At 54.3% G+C, this 22559-nt stretch carries 17 protein-coding genes; 6 read left to right on the forward strand and 11 right to left on the reverse strand.

What is annotated here, in order from left to right:
• Positions 1-33 precede the first annotated feature (33 nt).
• The 9 genes from AAC019_RS01350 to AAC019_RS01390 all read right to left on the reverse strand — a co-directional run bounded on the left by AAC019_RS01350 (position 34) and on the right by AAC019_RS01390 (position 10980).
• Positions 34-1383: a DUF418 domain-containing protein gene (locus tag AAC019_RS01350; protein ID WP_339896758.1), complete on the reverse strand. Its 1350-nt coding sequence runs from the start codon at positions 1381-1383 to the stop codon at positions 34-36.
• Entirely contained in the window at positions 1371-2204 is an 834-nt protein-coding gene (locus AAC019_RS01355; protein WP_339896759.1) for a sugar phosphate isomerase/epimerase, read from the reverse strand. Before AAC019_RS01355 ends, AAC019_RS01350 begins: the two co-directional genes overlap by 13 nt.
• The gene (locus tag AAC019_RS01360) at positions 2201-3463 is read right to left on the reverse strand and encodes a DUF6005 family protein (protein WP_339896760.1); all 1263 of its coding nucleotides are present in this window, start codon (positions 3461-3463) and stop codon (positions 2201-2203) included. Before AAC019_RS01360 ends, AAC019_RS01355 begins: the two co-directional genes overlap by 4 nt.
• Positions 3460-4749 (reverse strand): AMP-binding protein, encoded by a 1290-nt coding sequence (locus AAC019_RS01365; RefSeq protein WP_339896761.1) that lies wholly within the window; start codon positions 4747-4749, stop codon positions 3460-3462. The genes AAC019_RS01360 and AAC019_RS01365 overlap by 4 nt, the downstream gene beginning before the upstream one ends.
• The gene (locus AAC019_RS01370) at positions 4730-6616 is read right to left on the reverse strand and encodes an IucA/IucC family protein (RefSeq protein WP_339896762.1); all 1887 of its coding nucleotides are present in this window, start codon (positions 6614-6616) and stop codon (positions 4730-4732) included. The genes AAC019_RS01365 and AAC019_RS01370 overlap by 20 nt, the downstream gene beginning before the upstream one ends.
• Complete coding sequence (locus AAC019_RS01375) at positions 6609-8438, reverse strand: IucA/IucC family protein (protein WP_339896763.1); 1830 nt, start codon at positions 8436-8438, stop codon at positions 6609-6611. Before AAC019_RS01375 ends, AAC019_RS01370 begins: the two co-directional genes overlap by 8 nt.
• Positions 8439-8546: 108 nt before the next feature.
• A complete protein-coding gene (locus tag AAC019_RS01380; protein ID WP_339896764.1) occupies positions 8547-9893 on the reverse strand; it encodes an MATE family efflux transporter in 1347 nt (448 codons plus the stop codon).
• Positions 9890-10174 (reverse strand): DUF2218 domain-containing protein, encoded by a 285-nt coding sequence (locus AAC019_RS01385; protein ID WP_339896864.1) that lies wholly within the window; start codon positions 10172-10174, stop codon positions 9890-9892. Before AAC019_RS01385 ends, AAC019_RS01380 begins: the two co-directional genes overlap by 4 nt.
• Positions 10175-10236: 62 nt before the next feature.
• The gene (locus tag AAC019_RS01390) at positions 10237-10980 is read right to left on the reverse strand and encodes a response regulator transcription factor (protein WP_339896765.1); all 744 of its coding nucleotides are present in this window, start codon (positions 10978-10980) and stop codon (positions 10237-10239) included.
• Between the two features lie 323 nt (positions 10981-11303).
• Here AAC019_RS01390 and AAC019_RS01395 point away from each other — a divergent pair, with 323 nt between their 5' ends.
• Complete coding sequence (locus tag AAC019_RS01395) at positions 11304-13283, forward strand: TonB-dependent receptor (protein WP_339896766.1); 1980 nt, start codon at positions 11304-11306, stop codon at positions 13281-13283.
• Between the two features lie 234 nt (positions 13284-13517).
• Positions 13518-14144, forward strand: coding sequence for a hemolysin III family protein (locus AAC019_RS01400; protein ID WP_339896767.1), 627 nt, complete (start codon positions 13518-13520; stop codon positions 14142-14144).
• Positions 14145-14153: 9 nt separating this feature from the next.
• Here the strand turns inward: AAC019_RS01400 and glpK are convergent, their stop codons facing one another.
• On the reverse strand, positions 14154-15650 hold the full coding sequence (gene glpK / locus AAC019_RS01405) for a glycerol kinase GlpK (protein WP_339896865.1): 1497 nt from the start codon (positions 15648-15650) through the stop codon (positions 14154-14156).
• A gap of 110 nt (positions 15651-15760) precedes the next feature.
• Here glpK and AAC019_RS01410 point away from each other — a divergent pair, with 110 nt between their 5' ends.
• Together AAC019_RS01410 and AAC019_RS01415 are read left to right on the forward strand one after the other, a co-directional pair.
• Entirely contained in the window at positions 15761-16075 is a 315-nt protein-coding gene (locus AAC019_RS01410) for an antibiotic biosynthesis monooxygenase (RefSeq protein ID WP_339896768.1), read from the forward strand.
• Positions 16076-16116: 41 nt separating this feature from the next.
• Positions 16117-16383 (forward strand): hypothetical protein, encoded by a 267-nt coding sequence (locus tag AAC019_RS01415; protein ID WP_339896769.1) that lies wholly within the window; start codon positions 16117-16119, stop codon positions 16381-16383.
• 26 nt (positions 16384-16409) lie between these two features.
• Here AAC019_RS01415 and AAC019_RS01420 read toward each other — a convergent pair whose 3' ends face one another.
• On the reverse strand, positions 16410-18041 hold the full coding sequence (locus AAC019_RS01420; protein WP_339896770.1) for a sodium:solute symporter: 1632 nt from the start codon (positions 18039-18041) through the stop codon (positions 16410-16412).
• A 473-nt stretch (positions 18042-18514) separates the two neighbouring features.
• Between AAC019_RS01420 and AAC019_RS01425 the strand changes: the two genes are divergently transcribed.
• Together AAC019_RS01425 and AAC019_RS01430 are read left to right on the forward strand one after the other, a co-directional pair.
• On the forward strand, positions 18515-21316 hold the full coding sequence (locus tag AAC019_RS01425) for a TonB-dependent receptor (protein ID WP_339896771.1): 2802 nt from the start codon (positions 18515-18517) through the stop codon (positions 21314-21316).
• A gap of 430 nt (positions 21317-21746) precedes the next feature.
• A complete protein-coding gene (locus AAC019_RS01430; RefSeq protein ID WP_339896772.1) occupies positions 21747-22466 on the forward strand; it encodes a FadR/GntR family transcriptional regulator in 720 nt (239 codons plus the stop codon).
• Positions 22467-22559 lie beyond the last annotated feature (93 nt).

The following is a 22559-nucleotide window of genomic DNA, read 5'->3' on the forward strand; positions in this document are numbered from 1 at the left end:
GTGGTGGACCCACAGCGATTGCCGGGCAGCACACTAGTAAATGTTGGGGCTACTTGCCTGCAGCGGTTGGCGCGGCGACTTGCGCATGGGTTGAGGCTGCCAATACACCAGCGAGCGCCACAGCCACTCGAGCGGGCCAAAGCGGTAATGGCGCAACCATAGTTGGCTTGCCAGCCACTGCAAGAGCCAAATTGCCAGCACAACGCCATACAGCTGAGCGCGCTCTAATTGGCCGTACCAGCCAAGTCCAAAACCGTAAAAGATAAAGGCGCAGAGTATGGATTGGCTGACGTATAACGTAAGCGCCATTTTGCCGCAGAGGGCAAGTTGCCTACGGGCGTACTGAAACCAGCCCAGCTGGCACAGCCAGAGTACCAGCCCGACGTAGCCAAGCGTGAGTGGCACGCGGCCCACATCGTAGTACAAACCAAGAAACCCCCACTTTAAGACCGCCACGATACTAAACTCGTGCCGCACCAGGGCGATTAACTCCAGCGCATTAACGCTTAGCCCAAGCCCGATACCTGCTAGCGCAAGGCGTGCGTAAAATCGGCGTGAGCGCTCGGCGGTCAGTACCCCGGTTTTAAGAAGCGCCATACCGAGCAACATCATGCCCAGCGCATCGAAGAAGCCGCCACGGTACAAAATGGTCGATTGGTAGGCGATTATGGTTGGCTTAAGCTCGGAGAAAACCGACAGGTATCCGCCGCGCAGAGCGTCGATCTGGCGTTGCACCTCTGTGCTATCGGGTTTGCGCCAGCGCTGAATATCCGCCCAGTGCTCGAGCGCGCCCTGTTCTTGTTGGCTTAGCTCGTGCCCGCTACTTAAGCGCAGCTCGGCGGCCCGGGCCTCGCGTTCGGTGGTGCTGGCATCCACGACTTTAATAATGCTACGCGGTATCAGGGTGGCCAGTAACAGCACGCCGATAACCATTAGCCAGCGCGCTCGCATTTTTCGCAGCGGATACAAAAACATGCCGGCTAATGCGTACCAGTACAAAACATCGCCGAACCACAAAAACAGCCACGCGTGCATAATGCCGAACAAAAATAACCAGATCATACGCCGGTAATAAAGATCGGCCATATCCTGCGGCGCGGTAGAGCGGCGCCAGTCGCCAGTCAGTAGTAATACGCTGGCACCAAACAGCAGAGAAAACAGCCCGCGCATGGTGCCCTCAAAAAACAAATGTGTTATCCCAAAGGCCGTTAAATTCCACCCCTGGTAGCCACCGTAAACACTGGGGTCTATGTAGGCGCGAGGCAAACTAAAACTGACAATATTAAGCAGCAGTATGCCCAGCACGGCGATACCCCGCAGGGTGTCGATGGCCTGAATACGCTGTGGCGGGTTACCCGCGGCGGCGTTTATTACGCTTCGCATAAGCGCCCCGCACGCAGGCGGCGAATTTGTTGACAGTCTTCGGCGATAACCGCCTGTGGCTCATGGCCAAACCACTCGAGCGAGGCGCTGTGGATTCGGTCTTGCGGCAGCATACTGATAAAATCCGCAAAGTCGTAAGCACCTTCAAACAGTGGCACCATTCCTTCACGGTTGCCGGCGGCAGAGTAAACATTGGCCGGGGCAAACACGGGCAGGTGTTGCCGCTGGCTGATGTTTTTAAAGTGCAAATGGTGAATGTGCGGCGCCATTAAATGCCAGGCTTTGATGGGGTCTTCATGGGCTTCCCAGATGTGCAGTACATCCAGGTTAACTTTTAGTGCCGGGTGATTTACCGCCTCGATCAAATCCAGTGTGGACTGAATGGTATCGGCCTGAGTGTTGGGGTGAGTTTCAATCAGTAACTCACAACCACACTCGTAGGCTTGTTGGCAGTAATCGCGCAGGCGCGAGACTAATGCCTGTAGCTCTAAAGGGTTGGTGTCGGCACTGGCTTTTTGCCCGGCAAAGGTGCGCAGTTTTTGCGTGCGCCAGTGGTCGGCCATGTCGCATAGCTGCGCTAATTTTGTCTGGCCTTGTCGGGCGCTTCCGGTAAAGGGTAGGTAATCGCTCAGCATAGACACCTGCAGGTTCATCGCATCCAGCCAGCGGCCGTTTAACGCCGGCTGATCGCGCAGGCTACTGGCGTGCGCGGCCCACAACTCAATACCATCCAGCCCTGCACGGGCCGCAAAGGTGGCAAGCTCGGGCAGTGATACTAAATGATGGCGAAAGCTAATAGTGCATAGGGATAAATGCATCATTGCAGTACCTCTTGCGGTTGTGGTGTCGTTGCCAGTGTAGCTTGCCAATCCTTGTAAGCGTCGAGCATCGCCGCTTTAATACGATTCTCACGCCGGTGTTGCTCGGCAATAGCCTCGGTTAATGCGGTGTAGTCCGAGTGGGTTTCGGTTATTGCCCACTTGTTGGCAAGGTAGAGCACCTGCTCGTAGCCTTTGGCCAGCGCTTCGATGACCACACACCAACTTTCAAACTCATCCATGGGGCGGCCCATGGCGCGGTAAAAATAGGCGAGCCCGTGCTCATACGCGTATTTACGGATGGCGAGTACCGGTAACTCGGCGAGCGCCTGCCCTAAATGTGCCAGTGGCTCAGTGCCGGTGGCGGGGTGATGGGCGTCGATTACCCGCTCGACCGCTTGGGTTAACACGTTGTCGTTTTGCATGCAGGCGGTAAAGTACGCAGTAACCTGTTCGGCCGCAGGCTCGTGCAAATTCCGTGTGTCTAGTGCGTAGCCGCCGGCGACGGCGGGAGATTCGATGGCGTAGAGTACTTTGCGGCGCTCCAGCTCGCCCTCCCAACGAAAGTCTGGATCCCACATCCAGACTTTGTCGGGCTGTTGTCTGTTTTCAAGCAACACGTAATGGGGAAACGGATTTAACTCAAAGCGGTTCTCACGTTCCGGCAAACGATACATATCAATCATCACCATCAGATGTTCGCGTGCGCTGCGTTCGGTCATCAGCGATTGTAAGCGGGCGATGTTGTGCGCTTTGCTTAGGGTGGTGTCGTACCACTGGGTGACTTTTGCGCCGTACAGTGTGGCAAACCACTTAAAGAAAAAATCGTGATCGACATCATCGGCGTGATAGCGCAGCCGCGACGCATCATCGATAAACACTTCGGCATCCCATACCCCAAAATACAGGGGCCGATGGTCGATCTCGGCTTGTTTAATTGGGTGGCATAAACAGCTAACCACACAGTGCACTTTTACGTCGAGCTCGGGTTCGCCTACAGGTTGTTCGCTATCTGTGGTTAAGATTCGCTCCAGATCACCAAGGGTTTGTAAGGTCTCTGGGTTGAGCGCGTAATCGGGGATGGTAAAACCCGCTTCGGTTTCGAGCAGCACTAAAAGTTGCATAAGATCGACCGAATCCAGATTTAAATCGTAGCTTAAGTGTGCATCGCGCGTGAGAGCGTCTTGCGGTACGCGCGGTAAGTGCTGCGCGATTAATCGCTCAAGTTGCGGCCAGAACTTGGGTTGTAATTCATCGCTCATGCGGGCGCCCCCTCGTTATTGGTTGTGCCTGGTTGCTGCGCGGCCTGATTGAAAAAACGTTGCGTGAGTTGCCGGCGGCTAATTTTTCCGTTGGCGAGACGCGGGATTTTATCGACCCGTTGAATCCAACTTGGCTTTTGGTGACTGTTAAGGTGTTGTTGGTAGAGCTCGCGTAGCTGCTCGTCAGTTAGCGCGGTAGCGGCCATATAAATAGCGGCGACCCGCTCGCCGGCCAGCGGGTCGGGCATGCTGAATACCACCGCCTCGGCAATGGCTGGGTGCATCGTGAGCGCGTGCTCCACCTCTTGGGGGAAAACGTTGAAACCTGCCGTGATGATGGTGTCGTCAATACGGCCACAAAAGTGCAGTTGCGGGTTATCGGTAGAATCTAAGTAACCGGCGTCGCCGGTATGAATGTCGCGTCCGTTCTGGCGTACAATCACCTCGGTGGGGGCGACGGGATTACGGCTTGTTACTAATTGGCAGTGGCCCAATGCCCGGCCCATAACACCGGCGTTGTCCGGTTGGTAGGCAAGGGCGACACAGCCGGCCTCAGAGCAACCGTACTGTTGCCAAATATGCCGGGCTTTCTTTTGTAACACGGCAAAGTCTTGCTCGGGCATCACCGCGCCCGACGTCATTACGCCGTACAAAGGCTGCGCGTCGCGCCAGAGCATTAAGAGGGTTTTAATAAATACCGGCGAGCTGTACAGCAAGGGTTTGGAATACTGCTGCAGCGTGCGCAGCAAGTGTTTGGGGTTCCAGCCGGTAATGATGTGTGGTGTTGCGCCGCGCGCCATGCTCGCCAGCAAGCCACAAATAAATCCGTAGGAGTGAGTGATTGAGCAGGCCACCACGGGAACTACGTCGGGCTCTAGCTGAATGGTTTGGTTGTAATGCTCAATCTCGATATCAATATCAGCCCAGCGGCGCTCAATTTGTTTGGGGGCGCCGGTGGTGCCGGAGCTAAATTGTATCAAGGTGCCGCCGGGCTCTGTGCTTGGCTCGAGCGTTTGCAGTTGCTCGGCATGTTGCCAGATAAGGGCGTCGCATCCAAAAGCAGTGGCTTTTTCGAAGGCAACGGCATGAGGTGTGTCGGGGTGAATGGGCGCGACCGACAACCCTCGCTCGCGACAGTAAAGTGCGATCGCCAGCCACTCGAAGGTGTCCTGGGTGCACACGGCAATGCGGCGGCAGGGTTTTAGGGCGGCTATACCGTCTAGTATTGTCCAGCGCTGTTGGATGGCGGCTTGATCGTAGGGTTTATCATCGAGGTAAAACAGCATCGGGCACCTCTTGGGTAAAGGAGTGGCAGTGATCTTGCGATAAGGGGTTAAACACACGGTGGTGATATTCTTGTCCGTCGGCGCACAGCTTTTTACGCAGCAGTGATTCGACGTTAATCATCGGTGCCTGATAACCGAGTTGCTCGAGCCGCTCGGCACTGCAGTAGCCCGCCTTTCGGTAACGCGCCAAACAGTCGCTTACCATCGCCCAAAAGCGGGCTTCGGCTAAGCCGTAGTGCTCGTCTAGTAACAGGGCAAGCTCGGATAAATGAAAAACGAATAAAGTATCCATGGCCAGCTCGCGTAGCGCCTCAATGTTTTGCATCCAATAGTATTCATCGGGTTTGGCGTGGGCGTAACGCGCCTGTTGAGAAAAATCTGGTGCGGCTTCGGGGTTGGCTAAAAACTCTTCGACGTACTCGACGCTTTCGTGAAAGTCTCGCGCGGCTAAGCGCACAGGCCAGCCGTCTTGATGCAACAAGATGGTGTTTTGCCCGTGTGCCTCAAGACCAATGCCGTGGTGCGCCAGCAGGTGCCACACAGGCAAAATGACCGTATCGAGCAGTTGGCTCAGCCAGAGGGTTAAACCATAGCGCTGCACCCACGGGTCGATAAACGGTTTGCCATCGCGCTCGGTCAGGGCGAGCGCCATGAGGGGCGCGACCGCTTCGTGAGGCTGTTGGTACAAGGCGATACTCTCACGCCAGAGCGCGCCCAGCTCGCAAATAGTCGGGTCGCAATGAGTAAACAGCTCGGACTCTTTGACTTTTATGCCGGCGTACTCGCGCAGTATCAGCAGCGGATATTGCTTAAAGAAATCATCGGCGGCCACGGTAGCGGCAAGCCATTGCGATAGCGCCGGGGCAGACTCTATGCCATGACTGAGCAAGTGTCTGGGGGCAGATGTGTTAACAATACTTACAGGCAGTTTAAGGTCTGCTTTATGGGGCTGTTGACGGTTTAAGAGTGTTCGTACCGATTGGCTGGCCCAGTAGTCATCGCCGGGTTGACCCAGATCGATAATAACAGCGCCAATGCGGTTAAAGCGCTCGGCTAAACGCTGTTGCCACTGCCAGGGGTGCACAGGTACAAAGGTAATTGTCTGCGGGTCTAAGCCGCGCGCTTTAGCGCGCGCTTGCAGAGTTTTAAAACCCGCATCGCCCAGTTCGCTGCGATAAAAAGCTTCGCGATTTTCCGCGCGCCCCGAACACACCGCAAAGCGATTGGGAATAGCAAGCCAGTGGGGCGTAATAGGTGAGTTGGATTCCGGGCTGTAGCGAAGGTGGTCTGCTTCGTTAAAGCCGATGCGCGCTTTAAAGCTCGGGTGATAGGGGTGGCCTTCGCTCATTGCCATTTCTAACTGAGCAAAATCTAACGGGCGCCGGTCGGCGGGGGGCGCTGTACCATGTTCTGTATTCCAGTCGCACCAGCGGAGCGTGTGGGCCAGCTCTTGCGCAAAACGGGTGCGGGCTTGGGGCTGGGCCGGGAGTGCCTCTAACAGCTGTGTCTGCAACTGCTCGGCGCTTATCGGCGTGCCGGCGCGATGAACCCGTTGTAACGTTGCGATGGCCAGACGTATGCGGCCAAAGCCACGCACCCGGCCCCGGCAGCGGTAATCGGTACTCTTCAGGCTGAAATATACAGTGCCCCACAGCTGATGCCCGGTGGGTACGTAAATGTAATCGACGAGTCCTTCAAATAACGCCGCCTCTAGTGCCTGACGAACAATGCGTTGTGCGTTGCTCTTGTCAGCCACCGGTAATCTATTGCTCGGGGCGCCACACCGGTGTTGGTCACTGGCCCGACTGACATCGGGTGTTGACGATTTGTGGTGGGCCGCCTGCTCCGTCTTTGCCGCATCAAACATAAGCGCGCTCCTTAAGGCGTTGATCGAGCTGAGCGGCGTCGTACAACGGGTTGGCAATCGTGCTGTAGGCGGCCAGCTCTAAATCGGCCTCTAGCTCATCAATGTCTTCGACACGGGTGAGTAAGTTGGCTTTAGCCGGTAACAGCGGCTGCGTTAACCAGGTTTCTATAAGCTGGCGCCCGCTGCCGGTTAGCGCATCGCGCAGCGCGTTTAGCTTTTGTCGCAGGTGCTCGATAAGCTCGTCTTCACTGACAATGGCATCGGCCCCTAAACGGTAAATAACGGCAAATAGTTGGTTGATTAACAGGTAGTAACCAAAGCGGTCATTAATGTCGCCGGTGGCATAAAAAAGCTCGCTGTCGGGGCTAAGCCTTGGTTGCCATTGCAGTAGTTGTTTTTGGCGCGCTTGGTCGAGGTAAAAGCCCTGATTGTCACGGTAGTAATAGGTGTCGGGGTAACCCGCGGATAAACGCAGTAAACTGTTTTGCTGGTGTGCCTCAAGGGCGATACCGTACTGATCGTACAGCGTTATGCAGGGCTCGATCGCGCACTGCCAGTAAGCGTCAAACCAGTCTAAGGCGACGGCGCGGGCGGGGCGCTGCTCGTGCGTAGCTCGGCGCTCAATAATTTCGCCTAGTAGGGTTTGCGATTGCTCCGGGTGCCAGACGTCTTGCACTAAAGCGGCAATGCAAAACACATCGCGACCCGACTGGGCGCCAAAGGGGTTGTCACGCAAAATGGTTTCAAACCCTGTCTCGGGGTGATCGGGGTGCTGCAGCGTTAAATACGCGGGGTCGGTAATAAGCTGAAATTGCGGAAACGTCTGACAAAAGCCTAAGCTCGTCACAAGCTCGGCCATCAATACACCGGCGCGCAACTCGTGGGTTTTATTTTGCCGCAGGGAGTTAGTGATTTTTACCGGCAAAGAGACTTTGTACATCCAGGGGGTATGGCGGTGGTATACCGAGCGCACCGAAGAGGTGGCCGAGAACAGTTGCCCCTGCGGCCCTAAATAACGCAGCTCGCCCGCGGCTAACCACTGCTGCACATGGGGCCGGGTTAATAACCACTGAGCCTGCAGCGGATGTGTCGGCAGCAGGACTTCATTGTAAGCCAGCGCTATGGTGCCAGGCTCGCCGTCAAAGGCATCGATAATTAAATCTTCGGCACTTTTTAACGCAAGCGAGTCTTGCGTAACCAGTGGGCGGGCGGCGGCAAAGTAATGCATTTGAAACTCACCCTGTAATTCCGGGGTGACCATTTCGTGTTGCCAATCTAAAATTCCCTGACGGCTCTTGGGGGTGGGGTGCAGCCAATGACCCAGCAGTAAACTTTGCTCGGCGCCGATAAAGTCCTCGCAGCTTTGGTAGGGCGATTGCCAGCGCGCTTCTAAATAGCGGATGGTGTTTTGCAAGCTGTCTGTTAGCCGGTGGGTTAACTCCAGCTGGCGGTGTTTTAAACCCTGGCCGTGGCCGTCCTGGCGCTCGTGAAATAACTCTTTAACCAATAACAGCAAGGTGCTCCAAAAGCCCTCGCGCTTAAAAGTGCCACTGGTGGTGTCGTGCTCTGGCAAAAATACCGCCTCGATATGATGCCGCCCCACGCGCGAGCGGTAGCCAATGGCGAGCCATAAGGTGATGCTTTGGTGCGGTAACTGCAACTGTAACAGGGCTGTGCCGGGTGCTGTGGTTGTCGTTAATAACTCCTGTATATGAGGGGCGTCAGGGCGCAGCCACTGGCCCGGGTTCACTTCACGTAAGTAGCAATTGATAAACGCCTGAAAGGTCGTGTGCTCTGCAAGATGTCGTGCAAAATCGGCCATAGCAAGTTCCCCGTTACGAGTCCTTTGAGGAGAGTGTGTGACCGATTATATGAGAGTGTTTCTCATTGTCATTTGGTTTTACGGTTGTTACACAAGCTTGTGCGGTTTTTATCTAAAGGCAAGCTTTGCGCGCCAAAGCGATGAATACTGCGCCTTAAGGGTCGTGGCAATCAGCAGTGTTACCAGCTCGGCAAAGGGCAGGGCCCATAAAAACGATACACTTATTGAGTGCGCGTGCAGCGCCCACAAAAACAGCAAGGGCAAGATTAAGCTGCGCGACAAAGCGATCAAGGCCGAGCGCCCAGGCAGTTGTTGCGCGGTAAACCACGCCGAGATAACGAGGTTGGCCCCCGTGAGTAAAAACACCGGCGCGATCACGGGCCAAAATTGTTGTGCGTAATGGGTGGCGTTTGCATCGGAAAAAAACCACTGACTGAGTGCCTGGCTGCCCCACTGGCTTGTGCACCATAGCGCGGTACCGGTGATAACGGCGAGGCCGAGCCCTAAGCGAAAAAATAATTGGCTGCGAATTGCTTGGCCGGCACCGTTGTTTTGGCTGACTAACACATGCACCACCTCGGCGATGGCGCAGGCGAGCATAATGTTCAGCAGTAGGGCGTAATGAATCAGCGCAAAGCCTGCCACCGCGCCCACGCCAAACTCGCGGCTTAATAACCAGTGAATAACCAGCAACACAATGCCGGCCGACACCTCATTGACAAACTCTGATAGCCCGTTAGCGCAAAACTGCCATAACCGTCGCGCGCTTAAAAAAACCGGGCGCCACTGCAGCGCTGGCGAGCGGCGTTTGTAAGTGAGCAGCAGCAAGCCACACTGGGTGAGTTGCGAGGCAAGAGTGGCGAGTGCGGCTGCGCGGATATCCCAGTGCAGCACGCCGAGCAATAAAATATCCAGGGCGATATTCACCAGCGCCCCCAGTACTAAGGCCCGGCTGGCGCGTTGTGGTTGGCCGGCAACGCGTAAAAAATAATACAACACAACAGCTACATACTGTGGCGCCAACCCTGCCAAAACAATTAAAAAGTAAGGCCGAACCAGTGCTTGTAACGGTTCCGGTACGGCGAGCAGTGTTAACATCGGATCGCTTAACAGGCCGACAACAAGCGTCAATGCCAGCCCGCTTATGCCGGCAACACAAACCGTGCCTGAGAAAATCCCACTGGCCGCCCGCAAGCGTCCGGCGCCTAAAAAGCGGCTGGCGACCACACTGGCGCCAATGGCCAGCATAAGCACCAAACCGAACAGTAAAATCCACAGGGGGATAAGCAAGTTGACGGCGGCTAATGCCTCGGCGCCAAGCCATTTGCCCACCATAAAGCCGTCGACAATGGCGGCACCGGTGAGCGCTAATAACCCGGCGACCGAGGCGCCCATAAAACGCAAGAATGTGCTTACGACTGGCGCGCTAAGGGCGGCGTTAGTTTGCGCGTTCATCGTTGCCAAATAAGTTTGGGTGGGTTTTGCCCTTGGCCGCTCAGGGGCCCTATGTGCCGCTCCAGGGTTTGCTCTATTTCACGCAGCGCATCGCACGAGCGCGCCCAGCAGGTTAATTGCAGTTGCTGTGCGGTGGCGTTTAGGGTGCATGCGCCCACAGTAAAATCGACCTGACCTTTGGTCCCCTGCCATTCGGCGGTTACTTTGTGGCTAAAATGTTTGCACAGGCGGTGCAGGGTGCGCTCGGGGGCGGTGAGTATTAGCGACGCGCGCGATGACATTAACACAAAGACTTCCTTATAAATTTGGTATTGGCCGCCGGGCGGCGCGGGGTGAGCAGACCTTAGCAAACGGATAAGGTTTGTGGCTCAAGGGATAACTGATAGCCGTGGCCGCGCACGGTTTGTATGGCATCGGGTGGCATGCCGGCGGCCTCGAGCTTTTTGCGAATTCGGCTGAGGTGCATATCGATACTGCGATCGTCACGGCAGTAAGATTTATTAAGTACCCAGCGATGCAAATCGGCTTTGTGCAGCAGGCGATTGTGATTGCGGCTCATGCACAACAACAGCTTAAATTGGATCGCGGTTAGCTGAATAGGCTGTTCATTATAGGAGGCCAACCGCCGCTGGCGGTGCAGCACGAGCGGGCCAATGGCGAGCTCCGCGTCTCCGGCTGGGGTGCCGGCCCTGTTGGTTGGGCTGCTTGCCCGGCGCAGCAAAGCATTGCAGCGCATCAGAAGCTCAAGTGGATTAAAGGGCTTGGCTAAAAAGTCGTCGGCACCGCGGCGAAAAGCATTGACGCATAAGTGGCGGTTGCGCGCGAGCATCACAACCGGCACTGGTTGCCATTGATGTAGCTGTGCCAATTGCTCCCAGGGGTTTGCTACGGCATCGGCGTCCAAGAGCAATACACACAGCTTACTAGCGGGTAAGTGCTCCGCCATGCAGGGGTTGCCGTTCTCTAAGCAGGGGGTGATTTGCCAGCCCTCGGCCCTAAACTCCACCTGTAATAAGCGGAATAACTCGTCCTGGGGGCCCACCCATAAAGCGTTAGGGATGGGTAGCTCGGTAGGGGTTGGGTTCACGTTAACTCCTGCTGATATTCAATCCTTAATGATAACGATACTCATTATTGTATTTTTCTGCAATTCAATTTTGCGCCAAGTGTGCCCAAATTAGTAAAAACCGGTGTCGGTAGGCGGCCATGTAATGTGTCTGTTGGTGCCCGTTAGCCCGCCGGATAACCGCTAAACACCTTCAGGGTTTTATTGTGCCGGGTGGGGCTGCGCCGCCCCGGGCATTCCGGCGCCCAGAGGTGGATTTGTAACGACTGTAACAAGAGTTTACTTTCGTTTTTATGAAAATGATAATGCTTCTTTTTTAGGTTAACCAAAAGGACGTCGTTATCATGCAATGCTTGTTTAAGCCCGCCCGTTATGTCGGGCCCATCTGCCTAGCTCCGTTTTTGGTGCTACCCGTCAGTGCTCTGGCGCAGTCGGATACCAGCTCGCCTGCCGAGAAAGAGAAAAAAGAGATTATTGAAGAGCTGGTGGTGATTGGCGAGCCAGTCGATAGCCTGCTGACCTCCGCCGAGCTGGACCGCAAACAGGCCAATGACCTGGACGATGTGTTCTCGGGTGTACCCACGGTATTGGTGGGCGGCTCTGTGGGAGCGGCGCAAAAAATCTATGTGCGCAACTTAGGTGAAGATACCCTAAACATCAGCGTGGATGGTGCGACCCAGTCGGGGGTGACCTACCACCACACGGGCCGTGTTTCCATCGAGCCCGAGCTGCTTAAACAGGTGCATGTACAGGTGGGCGCGGGCGATGCCACCAGTGGCCCAGGTGCACTGGGTGGTGCGATTAAGTTTGAAACCAAAAACCCCGAAGATCTGTTGGGCAGCAAAGATTTTGGCGCAATATTAAAGGCCGGTTACTTCTCTAATACCGAGGGCTATAAAGGCAGCGGTACTGTATTTGGCCGCCTGGGCGACACCTTTAGCGCCATGGCCAGCTACGTCACCTCTGATCAGGACGACATGCAAGACCCCAACGGCAACAGCTTGCCGGGCACTAACTCGGATCAGGATTTAGGGTTTGTGAAGTTAGTGGGCGATTTTGGCGGTGGCCACAAAGCCAGCGTTAGCTACGAAAACCTAACCGAGGAAGGCGAAAAACTCACCCGCCCAGAGTGGGGCGAAGGCCCGCGCAACCCGCTGCGCGATTTAGAGTTTGAGCGCGAAACCACCACGGTTAAATACTCGTGGGACAAGCCCGGCAGTGATTGGGTGTTGTTGGATGTTAGCCTGTATAACACCGACTTTGATATTTATCGCCCCTGGGATGATTACACCAGTGCGGTTAATACTCAGGGTTATGTGTTGAGCAACACCAGCCAGGTGGGCGAGCACAGCATTATTTACGGCTCGGACTATCGCGATGACGAAGTCACCGCCGGTGAGGCAGCGCTGGGCGGTAACGTTTTTGTAGAAACCAGCGATGTATTGGGCTTTTTTGTGCAAGACCGTTTTCAGGCCACCGATGCCTTGCTGTTAACCTTTGGCACCCGCTGGGATGACTTTAACGCGGTAGATAAAGAAAACAACGAGTTTAGCTCGGATGGTTTTAGCCCCAACGTGGGTTTTGCTTACGACATTACCCGCGATTTAACCGTCAGTGGTGGCTATGCCGAGTCTCTGCGAGGGGTAGAAACCAACGATGGCTTTAAGCTGTTTGGCACAACCAACGATCCGGATTTAAAAGCCGAGCGCGCCAAAAACTTTGAGTTGGGTTTGGATTACACCTTGGGCTCCTTTTTGTTAAGTGCCGGTTATCATGACACCGCTATCGAAGACGCCATTGGTAACGATTTGCCCTGGTCGCGTCACTACGAGAATCTGGGCGAGCTGGAAACCAACGGTTACTCATTGGGGGTTACCTATAACGGTGATCGTCTGTTTTCTAAATGGACTTACGTGGATACCGATGTCGAGCTCGATGGCGAGCCGCTAACGCGTTACTCCTATGGTTACCTGGGTACCTCAACCGGTAATACCCTGACCATGGATACCTCGTATCAGTTGAGCTCCAGCATGGATATCGGCTGGATTATGACGCTGGTGCAAGATCTGGACGATTTGTACGTTGAGTCTGCCGCGGCCAGTATTAGTAAACCCGGCTATAACGTGCACGATGTGTATGCCCACTGGGAGCCCAGCGGCTGGAGCGGCTTCAGCATGACGTTAACCGTGAAAAACGTGTTCGATGAAGAGTATCTGGATCACGGCAGTGTCGAGGACTTTACCGCCCTTGAGGGCTATGCCGGCGTTAAAGGGTATCCGGCTCCGGGGCGTGATGTTCGTGTGAGCTTAGCGTATCGTTTTTAAGCCAGGCTAAGGCCATTAAGTCTCAGGGCCAAAATATTCGGCTCTGGTACAAAAGCGCCATCGCGTATCGCGGTGGCGCTTTTTTTTGTGTTTAACGGGGCCGTTGGCGAGATAAAGTGGCGTTCATCTAAAGGTAAAAGTGGCGTGCAATTGTAGTCAGATGTGTCGTATCTTATGATTTTGCTAAAAGAGGGCAACACGCAAAGGCCCGAGCCGTACAGTTAAGGGGGCATTATGTACGATGGCGAGCGGATCAACAGTATTACCCATTTGGTGGGCGCCGTACTGGCGCTGGTTGGTTTTGGTGCCTTGTTAACCATCAGCATTCAGCAGTGGGATGCCGCGTTAATCGCAAGCTTTGCGGTGTTTGGGGTTACCCTGATTTTGCTCTACACCATGTCTACGCTCTATCACAGCTTTCGCTCGCCCAGGGTGAAAGCGGTGTTCCGCAAGCTCGATCATGTGTGCATTTATTTACTGATTGCCGGCACCTACACGCCTTTTATGCTGGTTACCATTGGTGGCAGCACTGGTTGGCTTATGCTCGGCATTATTTGGGCGCTGGCGGTAGCGGGTTTGCTGCTGGATATTCTGCCCAAAAAACGCATCAAATGGCTGCAAATTATTATCTATCTGGTGATGGGCTGGGTGTGCGTGGCGGTGTATCAGGACCTAGCCGAGGGCTTTCCCGCCGCCGGGCTTTACTGGTTGCTCGCCGGCGGGATTACCTACACCGTGGGGGTGATTTTTTACGTGCTCGACGGCCTTAAAAAACTGCGTCACGCCCACGGTATCTGGCATTTGTTTGTACTGGCCGGCTCGTTTTGCCACTTTGTTTCTATTGTGGCGTATGTGCGTTAGTTGCGAAGCCTAATCAAGCAGGCTTCGCTCTACGGCTTTGTGCCAGCCTTTGATCATGGCCTTTCGAGTGTCGTCGGCCATAGCCGGCTCGGTGCGTCGCTCCAGCTCCCAGCTGGCGGCAATATCTTCTAAATTGTTAAAAATACCCAGTTGCAAGCCCGCTAAGCGTGCCGCGCCCAGCGCCGTGGTTTCGATCATGGCGGGGCGCTCGGCGGGCATGGCGGTGATATCGCTGAGCATTTGCATAAGCCAGTTGTTGGCGATCATGCCGCCGTCGACGCGCAGGGTGTCGGGGCGTTTGCCGGCGTCGGCAGTCATCGCATCGAGTAAGTCGTGAGTTTGATAGCACACCGCCTCAAGCGCGGCGCGAGCCAGCTCGGCACGGCCGGTGTCGCGCGTCATGCCGCAAATAATGGCCCGTGCGTCAGGCTCCCAGTGGGGGGCGCCCAGGCCGGTAAAGGCGGGCACCAAATACACGCCGTTGTTGCTGTTAAGCGATTCGGCCAGCGCCTCGGTTTCGGCGGCCTGCTGAATGATTCCCAGTTTATCGCGCAGCCATTGCACCGCGGCTCCGGCAATAAAAATAGAGCCTTCCAGCGCATACTGCGGCTTGCCGTTTAAACGGTAGGCGAGGGTGGTAAGCAGCCGGTTGTCAGAGTTAATGGGGGTGTCACCCGTGTGCAATAAGGCAAAACAGCCTGTGCCGTAGGTGCTTTTAATCATGCCGGGGCTAAAGCAAGCCTGACCCACCATGGCGGCGTGCTGGTCGCCGGCGACTCCGGCTATGGGCAGCTCAGTACCCCCGAGGCTTTGCGTGGCGGTACCAAAATCGGCGGCGCAATCGAGCACCTCGGGCAGCATGGATTTCGGAATATTAAACAGCGCGAGCAGCTCGTCGTCCCAGCACTGATCGTGAATATTAAACAGCAGGGTACGGGCGGCATTGGTGGCGTCGGTGGCGTGTACTTTGCCGCCGGTAAAGTTCCAGATCAGCCAGCTGTCGATGGTGCCAAAGGCCAGCTCGCCGCGCTCGGCCTGCTCGCGAGCGCCGTCGATATTGTCCAGCATCCAGGCGACTTTGGTGGCCGAAAAATACGGGTCGAGCAATAAGCCAGTGCGTTCGCGTACAGTCTCTTCGTGGCCGGCTTTTTTTAAATCGCGGCATACTTTTGCGGTGCGCCGGTCTTGCCAAACGATGGCGCGACCAATGGGCTTGCCGGTGTCGCGCCGCCACACCACGGTGGTCTCGCGCTGATTGGTGATACCAATACCGATAACCTCGTCGGGCGCCTCCAGCTCGGCCAATGCCTCACGGCATACACGGGCGGTCACCTGCCAGATCTGCTCGGCATCGTGCTCGACCCAGCCATCATTGGGAAAGTGCTGGTCAAATTCGCACTGGGCGCTGGCGAGTGCGCGGCCCTCGGGAGAAAAAACCATAGCCCGACTGCTGGTGGTGCCTTGATCGATAGCCAAAATGTGTTTGCCCACGGGGACCTCCGTCAGTTTTTATAGCTCAAGCGTAACACGAGAGGTACATTATGCGCTTGTAACCGGTAAGCTGTCGGGTAAGTGTGCATTAGATTTCGTGAGCTGGCTTTAACAAGGATGCTGTTATGATTTTAGAAAAAGCGACGCTGGATGTGATACCTGGCCAAAGGGCGGAATTTGAGCGCGCCTTTGCCGAGGCGCAAACGATTATTGCCGCTATGCCCGGTTATCGGGAGCATCAGCTCCACCGCTGTATCGAGCAGCCCGATCGCTATTTGTTGTTGGTGTGGTGGAGCAGGTTAGAAGATCACACGGAAGGGTTTCGTCAAAGTGCCGAATACCAGCGCTGGCGGACGTTGCTGCATAAATTTTACGACCCCTTCCCGGTGGTTGAGCACTATAATCAAGTTGGCGAAACACTTAGCGGGGCACAGGTGTGAAGGCTAGGGCGATAGCTGAGATTAGGTGGCAGCGAAGGTTAATGTTGCTAGTGATTGTGTTGTTAGCGGCCTGCGCCGCCCCGCGACAGCCAACGGTCGCGAAGCTTGCCAATGATACTGGCGATTGCATTCGCACTCAGCCGCAAGTGGATGACCCGGCAAAGCCCGATTACTTATCGCGCTGCCTTAAGCGGCAATCTGATTTGCGCAACGCCGGGCAGTCGGTGGCTTTTACCTATTTCGATGGCGTTGTGGGCGCCGTGCTCAATAACCTTTTTAATAATGCGTTTGATCGCCCGTACGAGTAATGAGCTACCGGCACGGGCGCAGAACACTACCAAAATCGCACGTAAATACCCACGGTAATCGCAATAATCACTACAGTGTGGAAAATATCCCACTTGGTGATGCCCGCTTTAATTTCCGCTCGTTGCTCGGCGCTGATTGAGCCGTAGGTAATGCCGGCAATCTGGCTGTCGGGAGCGCGCTTGGTAAAGCAGCTGACGCCGATAACGATAGCGCAGGTCGCAAGGAACAAGCCGACGCAGTAGTACAGCCAGTTAACCGTAACCAGTGATTCCAGAAAGCCACCGGCGGGCAGGCTGTCAGAAAAGATCTGTAGTACCAGACGCAGCATGCCCAGAACAAAGCCACCCACCAGACCGATAAAGCCCGCCGTCGGGGTAATACGCTTAGAAAATACCCCCAGCAGGAAGACCACCGCAACGCCCGGTGCGATCAGAGACTGAACTAGCTGCAGGTATTCGTAGAGTACATCTGCTACCAGCTGCATCACCGGAATCCAGATAACACCTAGGGCAACCACCACCAGGGTGGCCATGCGGCCCACTTTCACCAGGTGTTGCTCGGAGGACTCGGGCTTAAAGCGCTTGTAAAAATCGATGGTGAACAGAGTCGCCGACGAGTTAAACAGCGATGCTAGTGAGCTCATCAGCGCGGCGATCAGGCCACCGATCACAATCCCCTTAACACCCGCAGGCAGCAGGGTTGAAACCAGCGTGGCAAACGCCTGGTCGGGGCTGTCCATTTGGATAATGCCTTTCTCGTGCAGAGCGAAGGCAATCATACCCGGGAACAAAAAAATAAAAACGGGCAGTAGCTTCAGGTAGCCGGCAAAAAATGTACCGCGCCGTGCGGCCTCAATGCCCTTGGCCGATAGCACCCGCTGAACAATGTACTGGTCGGTACACCAGTACCAAAAACCGATGATCAGCGAGCCAAAGATAACGCCCGGCCAGGGAAAGTCGGGATCAGAAGCTGGGCGGAACAAGCTCATCTTCTCGCCATTAATACGCTCCAGCTCGGCAAAGCCGCCCAGTGCATCCAGGCCCGCGAACAAAATAACCACCGAGCCGATAATCAGCACCGGGGTTTGAATCACCGATGTCCAGAGGATGGCCTTCATTCCCCCCAATACGGTATAGATACCGGTAATCACGACCAGGCCAATAGCGGCAACCCAGAAGAAGTCAAAGCCCCACAGGGTGTCGATGCCCAGTACCGTCTGCAGCACTACGCCTCCCGCGTACACGGTTACCGATACTTTGGTCAGTACGTAGCTAATCAGCGAGATAATGGAGAGAAAAGTGCGGCTGGAAGGGCCGTAGCGGCGCTCCAGAAACTCGGGCATGGTATAGATTTTACTGGACCAGTAAAAAGGCACAAACATCCAGCCGAGCAAAATAATAATAAAGGACTGCAGCTCCCAGTGGGCCATCGCCATACCGGTTTGGGCGCCGGCGCCCGATAAACCTACCAAGTGTTCCGAGCCGATATTTGAGGCAAAAATAGAAGAGCCAATAACCAGCCAGCCGGCATTGCGCCCGGCCAAAAAATAGTCCGTGGTGTCGCGCTCTTTTTGCTTCATGGCCACCCCAACGACTACGGCCAGAAGCACAAAGAATAGCCCGAGTACCCAGTAATCCAGTGCTGCGAATTCAATCATGCTGACTCCTTTTTTGACTATTATTGTTAAAAGTAGGGCCGAAAGCTATCTGTGATTATATTGTACTATAATAGTTCATCTGACTATAAGGGTGACTCGTTATTGCTCCAAGCTTGCTCCGGGCCCTGTCATTGCTCGTAATCGGGCCTGTCGCCGGCCAGAAAGCGTTAACCCCTTCATTTAAAGGGGATTTTCGGTTTTTTCTTCAGTAATTTCAATATTGCCTATAAAATCATTCGCTTAGCGTTGAGCTATATAAGTAGGATAATTGTTTTGTTTTGAGGGCTTGACTACCGCTTTGCAAGGTATTAGCATTCAAATTGTAATACAAATAACGAGGAGAGTCGTGATAGTACGCAAAGTGCTATCGCCCGTGTTGGTCGCATCAGCGCGGTTTGTATTTACTGATAATAATCGAGTTACAGGCGTGAGCGACAATAAAGCCTGTCAAAATAATGTACGGAGAATAAGATATGTTCAAGCGAAGTGTGCTCAGCTCATCCATCGCCTTGGTTGCTGCTCTAGGGTCAGCTCAGGTTGCCGCTCAAGATGACGAAATGTTACTGGAAGAAGTGGTCGTCACCGGCATTCGGGCCAGTCTGAATAAAGCCATCGATATCAAACGCGACTCCATGCAGGTGATGGACGCGATCATTGCCGAAGACATCGGCAAGCTGCCCGATAATAACGTTGTAGAGTCTTTGCAGCGTGTTCCTGGTATTCAGGTAACCGACCGCGCCGACGGCGAAGTGAACACGGTAACCATTCGTGGTTTGACTGACGTTAGCACTACCGTTAATGGCCGCACTATCTTTACCGCCTCAGGCCGTTCTATGGCCTTGGCTGACCTGCCGTCTACTCTGGTATCGCGCATCGACGTGATCAAAAACCGCTCTGCCGGCCAGTTTGAAGAGGGTATTGCTGGTCAAATTGATGTGCACACCTTCCGTCCGTTTGATTTTGATGGCTCAAAAGTGTCACTGGCGGCTCGCGGTGTATACAACGAAGAGTCTGAAGAGACAGATCCCATTCTTAGTGGTTTGTTCAGTAACGTGTGGGAAACCGGAGCAGGTGATTTTGGTGCTTTGGTGAACGTTTCGTACGCCAAAACTAACTTTCGTACGCAGTCTGTGACCCCGGGTGCTCAGGTTCCTTTTGTGAACGAAGATCCGATTGCGGAAGGCTATACGCCGCTGCAGCGTATTTTTGATACCAATGTGTGGACCCCTGGCCTCGAGAATGGCCTGCCTTCAGAAGCTGGCTCGACACTGACTATGGGTGGTGTCGAACAAGAGTACTACCTGGGCCGCGATGCCTTTATTATTAGCGACTTTACTGGCGAGCGCGAGCGTACTGCCGCAAATATCTCGCTGCAGTACGCTCCTAATGACTCGTCTACTTATACCTTCGAGTCTATGTATACCGGCTACCGCAATGATACCTTCAACAACATGCACTTCTCTTTTGCTGATTGGTGGGGTGATTTGGCTACGTTGGGTGATATTGGTGAGACATTTTCGGTGTATGAAGGCACCAATATTATTAAAGAGCGCACCGTTGCCAACCCGCTAGGTGGCTTTGTTAGTGGTGATTTTGCCACTAACGCTACTGACTCCTTTATGCACGCTGTGCGTGGGGAGTGGGATATTTCCGATAACTTTACGCTAGAGTCTGAATTGGTTTATCAGGATAGTGAGTTTGAGACTGACTTTATCGCAGCGCGTGGCATCAACCCTTATCGTTATCAAATGCTTCTAGACTTTAGCGATGACGCTTCTCAGGTCTTTTTGGATAATCCGGACACCCCCGACGTCGATGAGAGCGATCTAACCGATCTAACTCAGTACGGTATGGGCCCCTTGTACGACAATGGTGCTCGCACCGAGGGCTCGGCAGTAACTTTTACGGCCGATGGTGAGTATTTGAACGAAGGCGGTTTCTTCCACACCTTTAACTTTGGTGTGCGCTATGACGATCATGACGCTGCGGAGTATGGTCGTGATCAGTGGGCAGAGTTTTGTCAGGGCACGGCAGAAGAGTGTCAGTTCTCTACTTACTTGGATGACGGTATTGCCTACGTAAACAGTGGCTTTATGGAAGGTGAGTACGATGTGCCGAGCACTTGGGCCAATGTGAATGGTAAGTTTCTGTTTGACAACCGTGAGCAGTTCATCAACCTTTATGATGATGGCACTGAAAATGCCATGGATGTTAACCAGCAAAAAACTGAGCAGTTTAACCTCAACGAAGTGAATACTGCTTTTTACGCCACAGCTCAGTTTGAAACCGAGTTGGCAGGTATGCGCTTTGATGGTGAAATCGGTGGTCGTTACGTAAACGTACAAACGGATACTGAGTTTGTGGATAGCATTACCGATGAGCGTAGTCAGGGTTCTACCGAGGTCTCTGAGTTCTTGCCGAGCTTGACTGCGCGCTGGCACTTTACCGAAGGCTTGTTGTTGCGCTTTAACTACGGTGAAACCCTGCGCATGCCGCTGTTTACCGATCTGAACCCGACATTCACCTACACCGATGACCTGTCTAATTTAGGTTATGGAACTGGTAGCGGTGGCAATCCAGACTTGGAGCCAACCACCTCGCAAAATATGGACTTATCGCTGGAGTGGTACTTCGGTGATGCCAGCTCGGTTTATTTGACTGCATTCCAGCGTGATATCGAAGGCTTGGTTGTAGGCTTCCGCAATATGATTGAGCAGGATGTTCCTGGATATCAAGCGGATCGGTTTGTTGTGTCGCAGCCCGATAACGCCTCTGACGGTGAGCTGAGCGGTATTGAGCTGGGGGCAAGCTACTTCCCCGAGAACTTGCCGGGCGCATTAGATGGGTTTGGTGTTCAGGCGGCGTTGACTTTGCTGGATTCTGAGCAAACTATTCCTTTACTGAACAGCGAAGGTGAAGTCATCGGCACCGACACCACCGATATCATTGGTGTGTCTGATACCTCTTACAACATTACACTGGTGTATGAGCGCGAAGCGTTTGATACACGTCTGGGTTATGTGTGGCGCTCCGATTTTTACAACAACAACGAAGCTGCTGGTTTTGCGAACCCGCTGGCGATTTATCGCGATGCTCAGCAATCGCTGGACTTCCAGTTTAACTACAACGTCACCGACGACTTAACCGTATCGTTTGACGCAACTAACTTGACCGATGAGACGTCGCACAGCCGCTACGGCAACAGCGAATATCACACCTTCGGTAACTGGAAGATTGCGCGCACCTTTGCACTGGGTGCCCGTTACAGCTTCTAACTAGGAGAGGGCGGCGGCCTTTGTGTCGCTGGCCCTTCTAAAATGTAGTGAATTTGAGTTTCCCGCCGGTCGCCTATCCCGTTTGATGGCCGGTGGTGTTAATCGGGCTTGTCCCGTTTTCGGTTGCCAGCCAACTCCCGGCAGCCGGAGTGACGCTAACGCGTCACATTGTTCCGAATAAGCACGGAACAAGTGTTTAGCTGTAAGGCGTGCGCCGGCTATGGGCAGTCGGCCACAGAGTAAATTTGCAGTTATGCATGGTCTCTTCTTTTTGCCCCCGCTATGCGGGGGCTTTTTTATGCCGGTCAGTTGTGCTCTATTCCCGCCTGTTGCGCCTATTTATCGTTAAATGCGCTTGATTCAAAGTCCTCTAGCCGATACCTTTAGCGTTTAAGGGTGCCGTGATGCCCTGCATAGAGTGAGAGAATACATGGCTGTACTTGAGAGAAATAATAACCTGTCACAACGCATGACCCAGCAGCTGGGCCGCGCTATTGTCTGTGGCGAATATAGTCAAAACGAAAGCCTGCCGACTGAGGCCGAGTTATGCGAGCAGTTTGGGGTAAGCCGTACCGCTGTGCGCGAGGCGGTTAAGATGCTGTCAGCCAAGGGGCTGATCTCCAGCCGGCCGCGTCAGGGCATTCGCATTATGCCCGAGGAAGACTGGAACATCTTCGATTCGGACCTGCTGCGCTGGTCGCTGGAGGGCAACCCCTCGCTAAAGGTGCTAAAAGAGTTTTTGCAGATGCGCATTGCCATCGAGCCCGAGGCGGCCGCCTTGGCGGCGCGTTTTGCCCGGCCCGAGCGAATACAGGCGATTGGCGACGCGCTGGAGCGTATGCGCTTGGCCGCCGAAGGCGATGAAGACGGGCTGGAGCCGGATATCGACTTTCATATCAGCATTCTATACGCCAGCGAAAACCGCTTTTATATTCGTATGCGCGATTTTACCCGCACCGCTCTTAATGTCAGTATCAGTCATACCAATGTCATTAAGGGTAATCCAGACGGTGTTATCGACGATCACGCTAAGGTGTATCAGGCCATTGCCAGTGGCAATGCCGAGCGCGCCAAAAACGCCATGTTTTTGCTGATCGATGAGGCCCTAAGCTTTATCGAGCAGGAGCTGGCCAAGGCCGATTTAGCGTAAAACTGTTTTAAACCTCTATATACCCTATAATGTCTGGCATCGGGCCGCCCATACGGGGTGGCCGTTTTAATTTTGCTAATTTATGGGGCAAAT

This window comes from uncultured Gilvimarinus sp. (assembly GCF_963975215.1).
Lineage (GTDB): Bacteria > Pseudomonadota > Gammaproteobacteria > Pseudomonadales > Cellvibrionaceae > Gilvimarinus.

Coding starts and splice junctions, on each gene's coding strand:
- AAC019_RS01350 (WP_339896758.1), bottom strand. CDS start 1,383: ATGCGAAGCGTAATAAACGCCGCCGCGGGTAACCCGCCACAGCGTATT.
- AAC019_RS01355 (WP_339896759.1), bottom strand. CDS start 2,204: ATGATGCATTTATCCCTATGCACTATTAGCTTTCGCCATCATTTAGTA.
- AAC019_RS01360 (WP_339896760.1), bottom strand. CDS start 3,463: ATGAGCGATGAATTACAACCCAAGTTCTGGCCGCAACTTGAGCGATTA.
- AAC019_RS01365 (WP_339896761.1), bottom strand. CDS start 4,749: ATGCTGTTTTACCTCGATGATAAACCCTACGATCAAGCCGCCATCCAA.
- AAC019_RS01370 (WP_339896762.1), bottom strand. CDS start 6,616: ATGTTTGATGCGGCAAAGACGGAGCAGGCGGCCCACCACAAATCGTCA.
- AAC019_RS01375 (WP_339896763.1), bottom strand. CDS start 8,438: ATGGCCGATTTTGCACGACATCTTGCAGAGCACACGACCTTTCAGGCG.
- AAC019_RS01380 (WP_339896764.1), bottom strand. CDS start 9,893: ATGAACGCGCAAACTAACGCCGCCCTTAGCGCGCCAGTCGTAAGCACA.
- AAC019_RS01385 (WP_339896864.1), bottom strand. CDS start 10,174: ATGTCATCGCGCGCGTCGCTAATACTCACCGCCCCCGAGCGCACCCTG.
- AAC019_RS01395 (WP_339896766.1), top strand. CDS start 11,304: ATGCAATGCTTGTTTAAGCCCGCCCGTTATGTCGGGCCCATCTGCCTA.
- AAC019_RS01400 (WP_339896767.1), top strand. CDS start 13,518: ATGTACGATGGCGAGCGGATCAACAGTATTACCCATTTGGTGGGCGCC.
- AAC019_RS01410 (WP_339896768.1), top strand. CDS start 15,761: ATGATTTTAGAAAAAGCGACGCTGGATGTGATACCTGGCCAAAGGGCG.
- AAC019_RS01415 (WP_339896769.1), top strand. CDS start 16,117: ATGTTGCTAGTGATTGTGTTGTTAGCGGCCTGCGCCGCCCCGCGACAG.
- AAC019_RS01420 (WP_339896770.1), bottom strand. CDS start 18,041: ATGATTGAATTCGCAGCACTGGATTACTGGGTACTCGGGCTATTCTTT.
- AAC019_RS01425 (WP_339896771.1), top strand. CDS start 18,515: ATGTTCAAGCGAAGTGTGCTCAGCTCATCCATCGCCTTGGTTGCTGCT.
- AAC019_RS01430 (WP_339896772.1), top strand. CDS start 21,747: ATGGCTGTACTTGAGAGAAATAATAACCTGTCACAACGCATGACCCAG.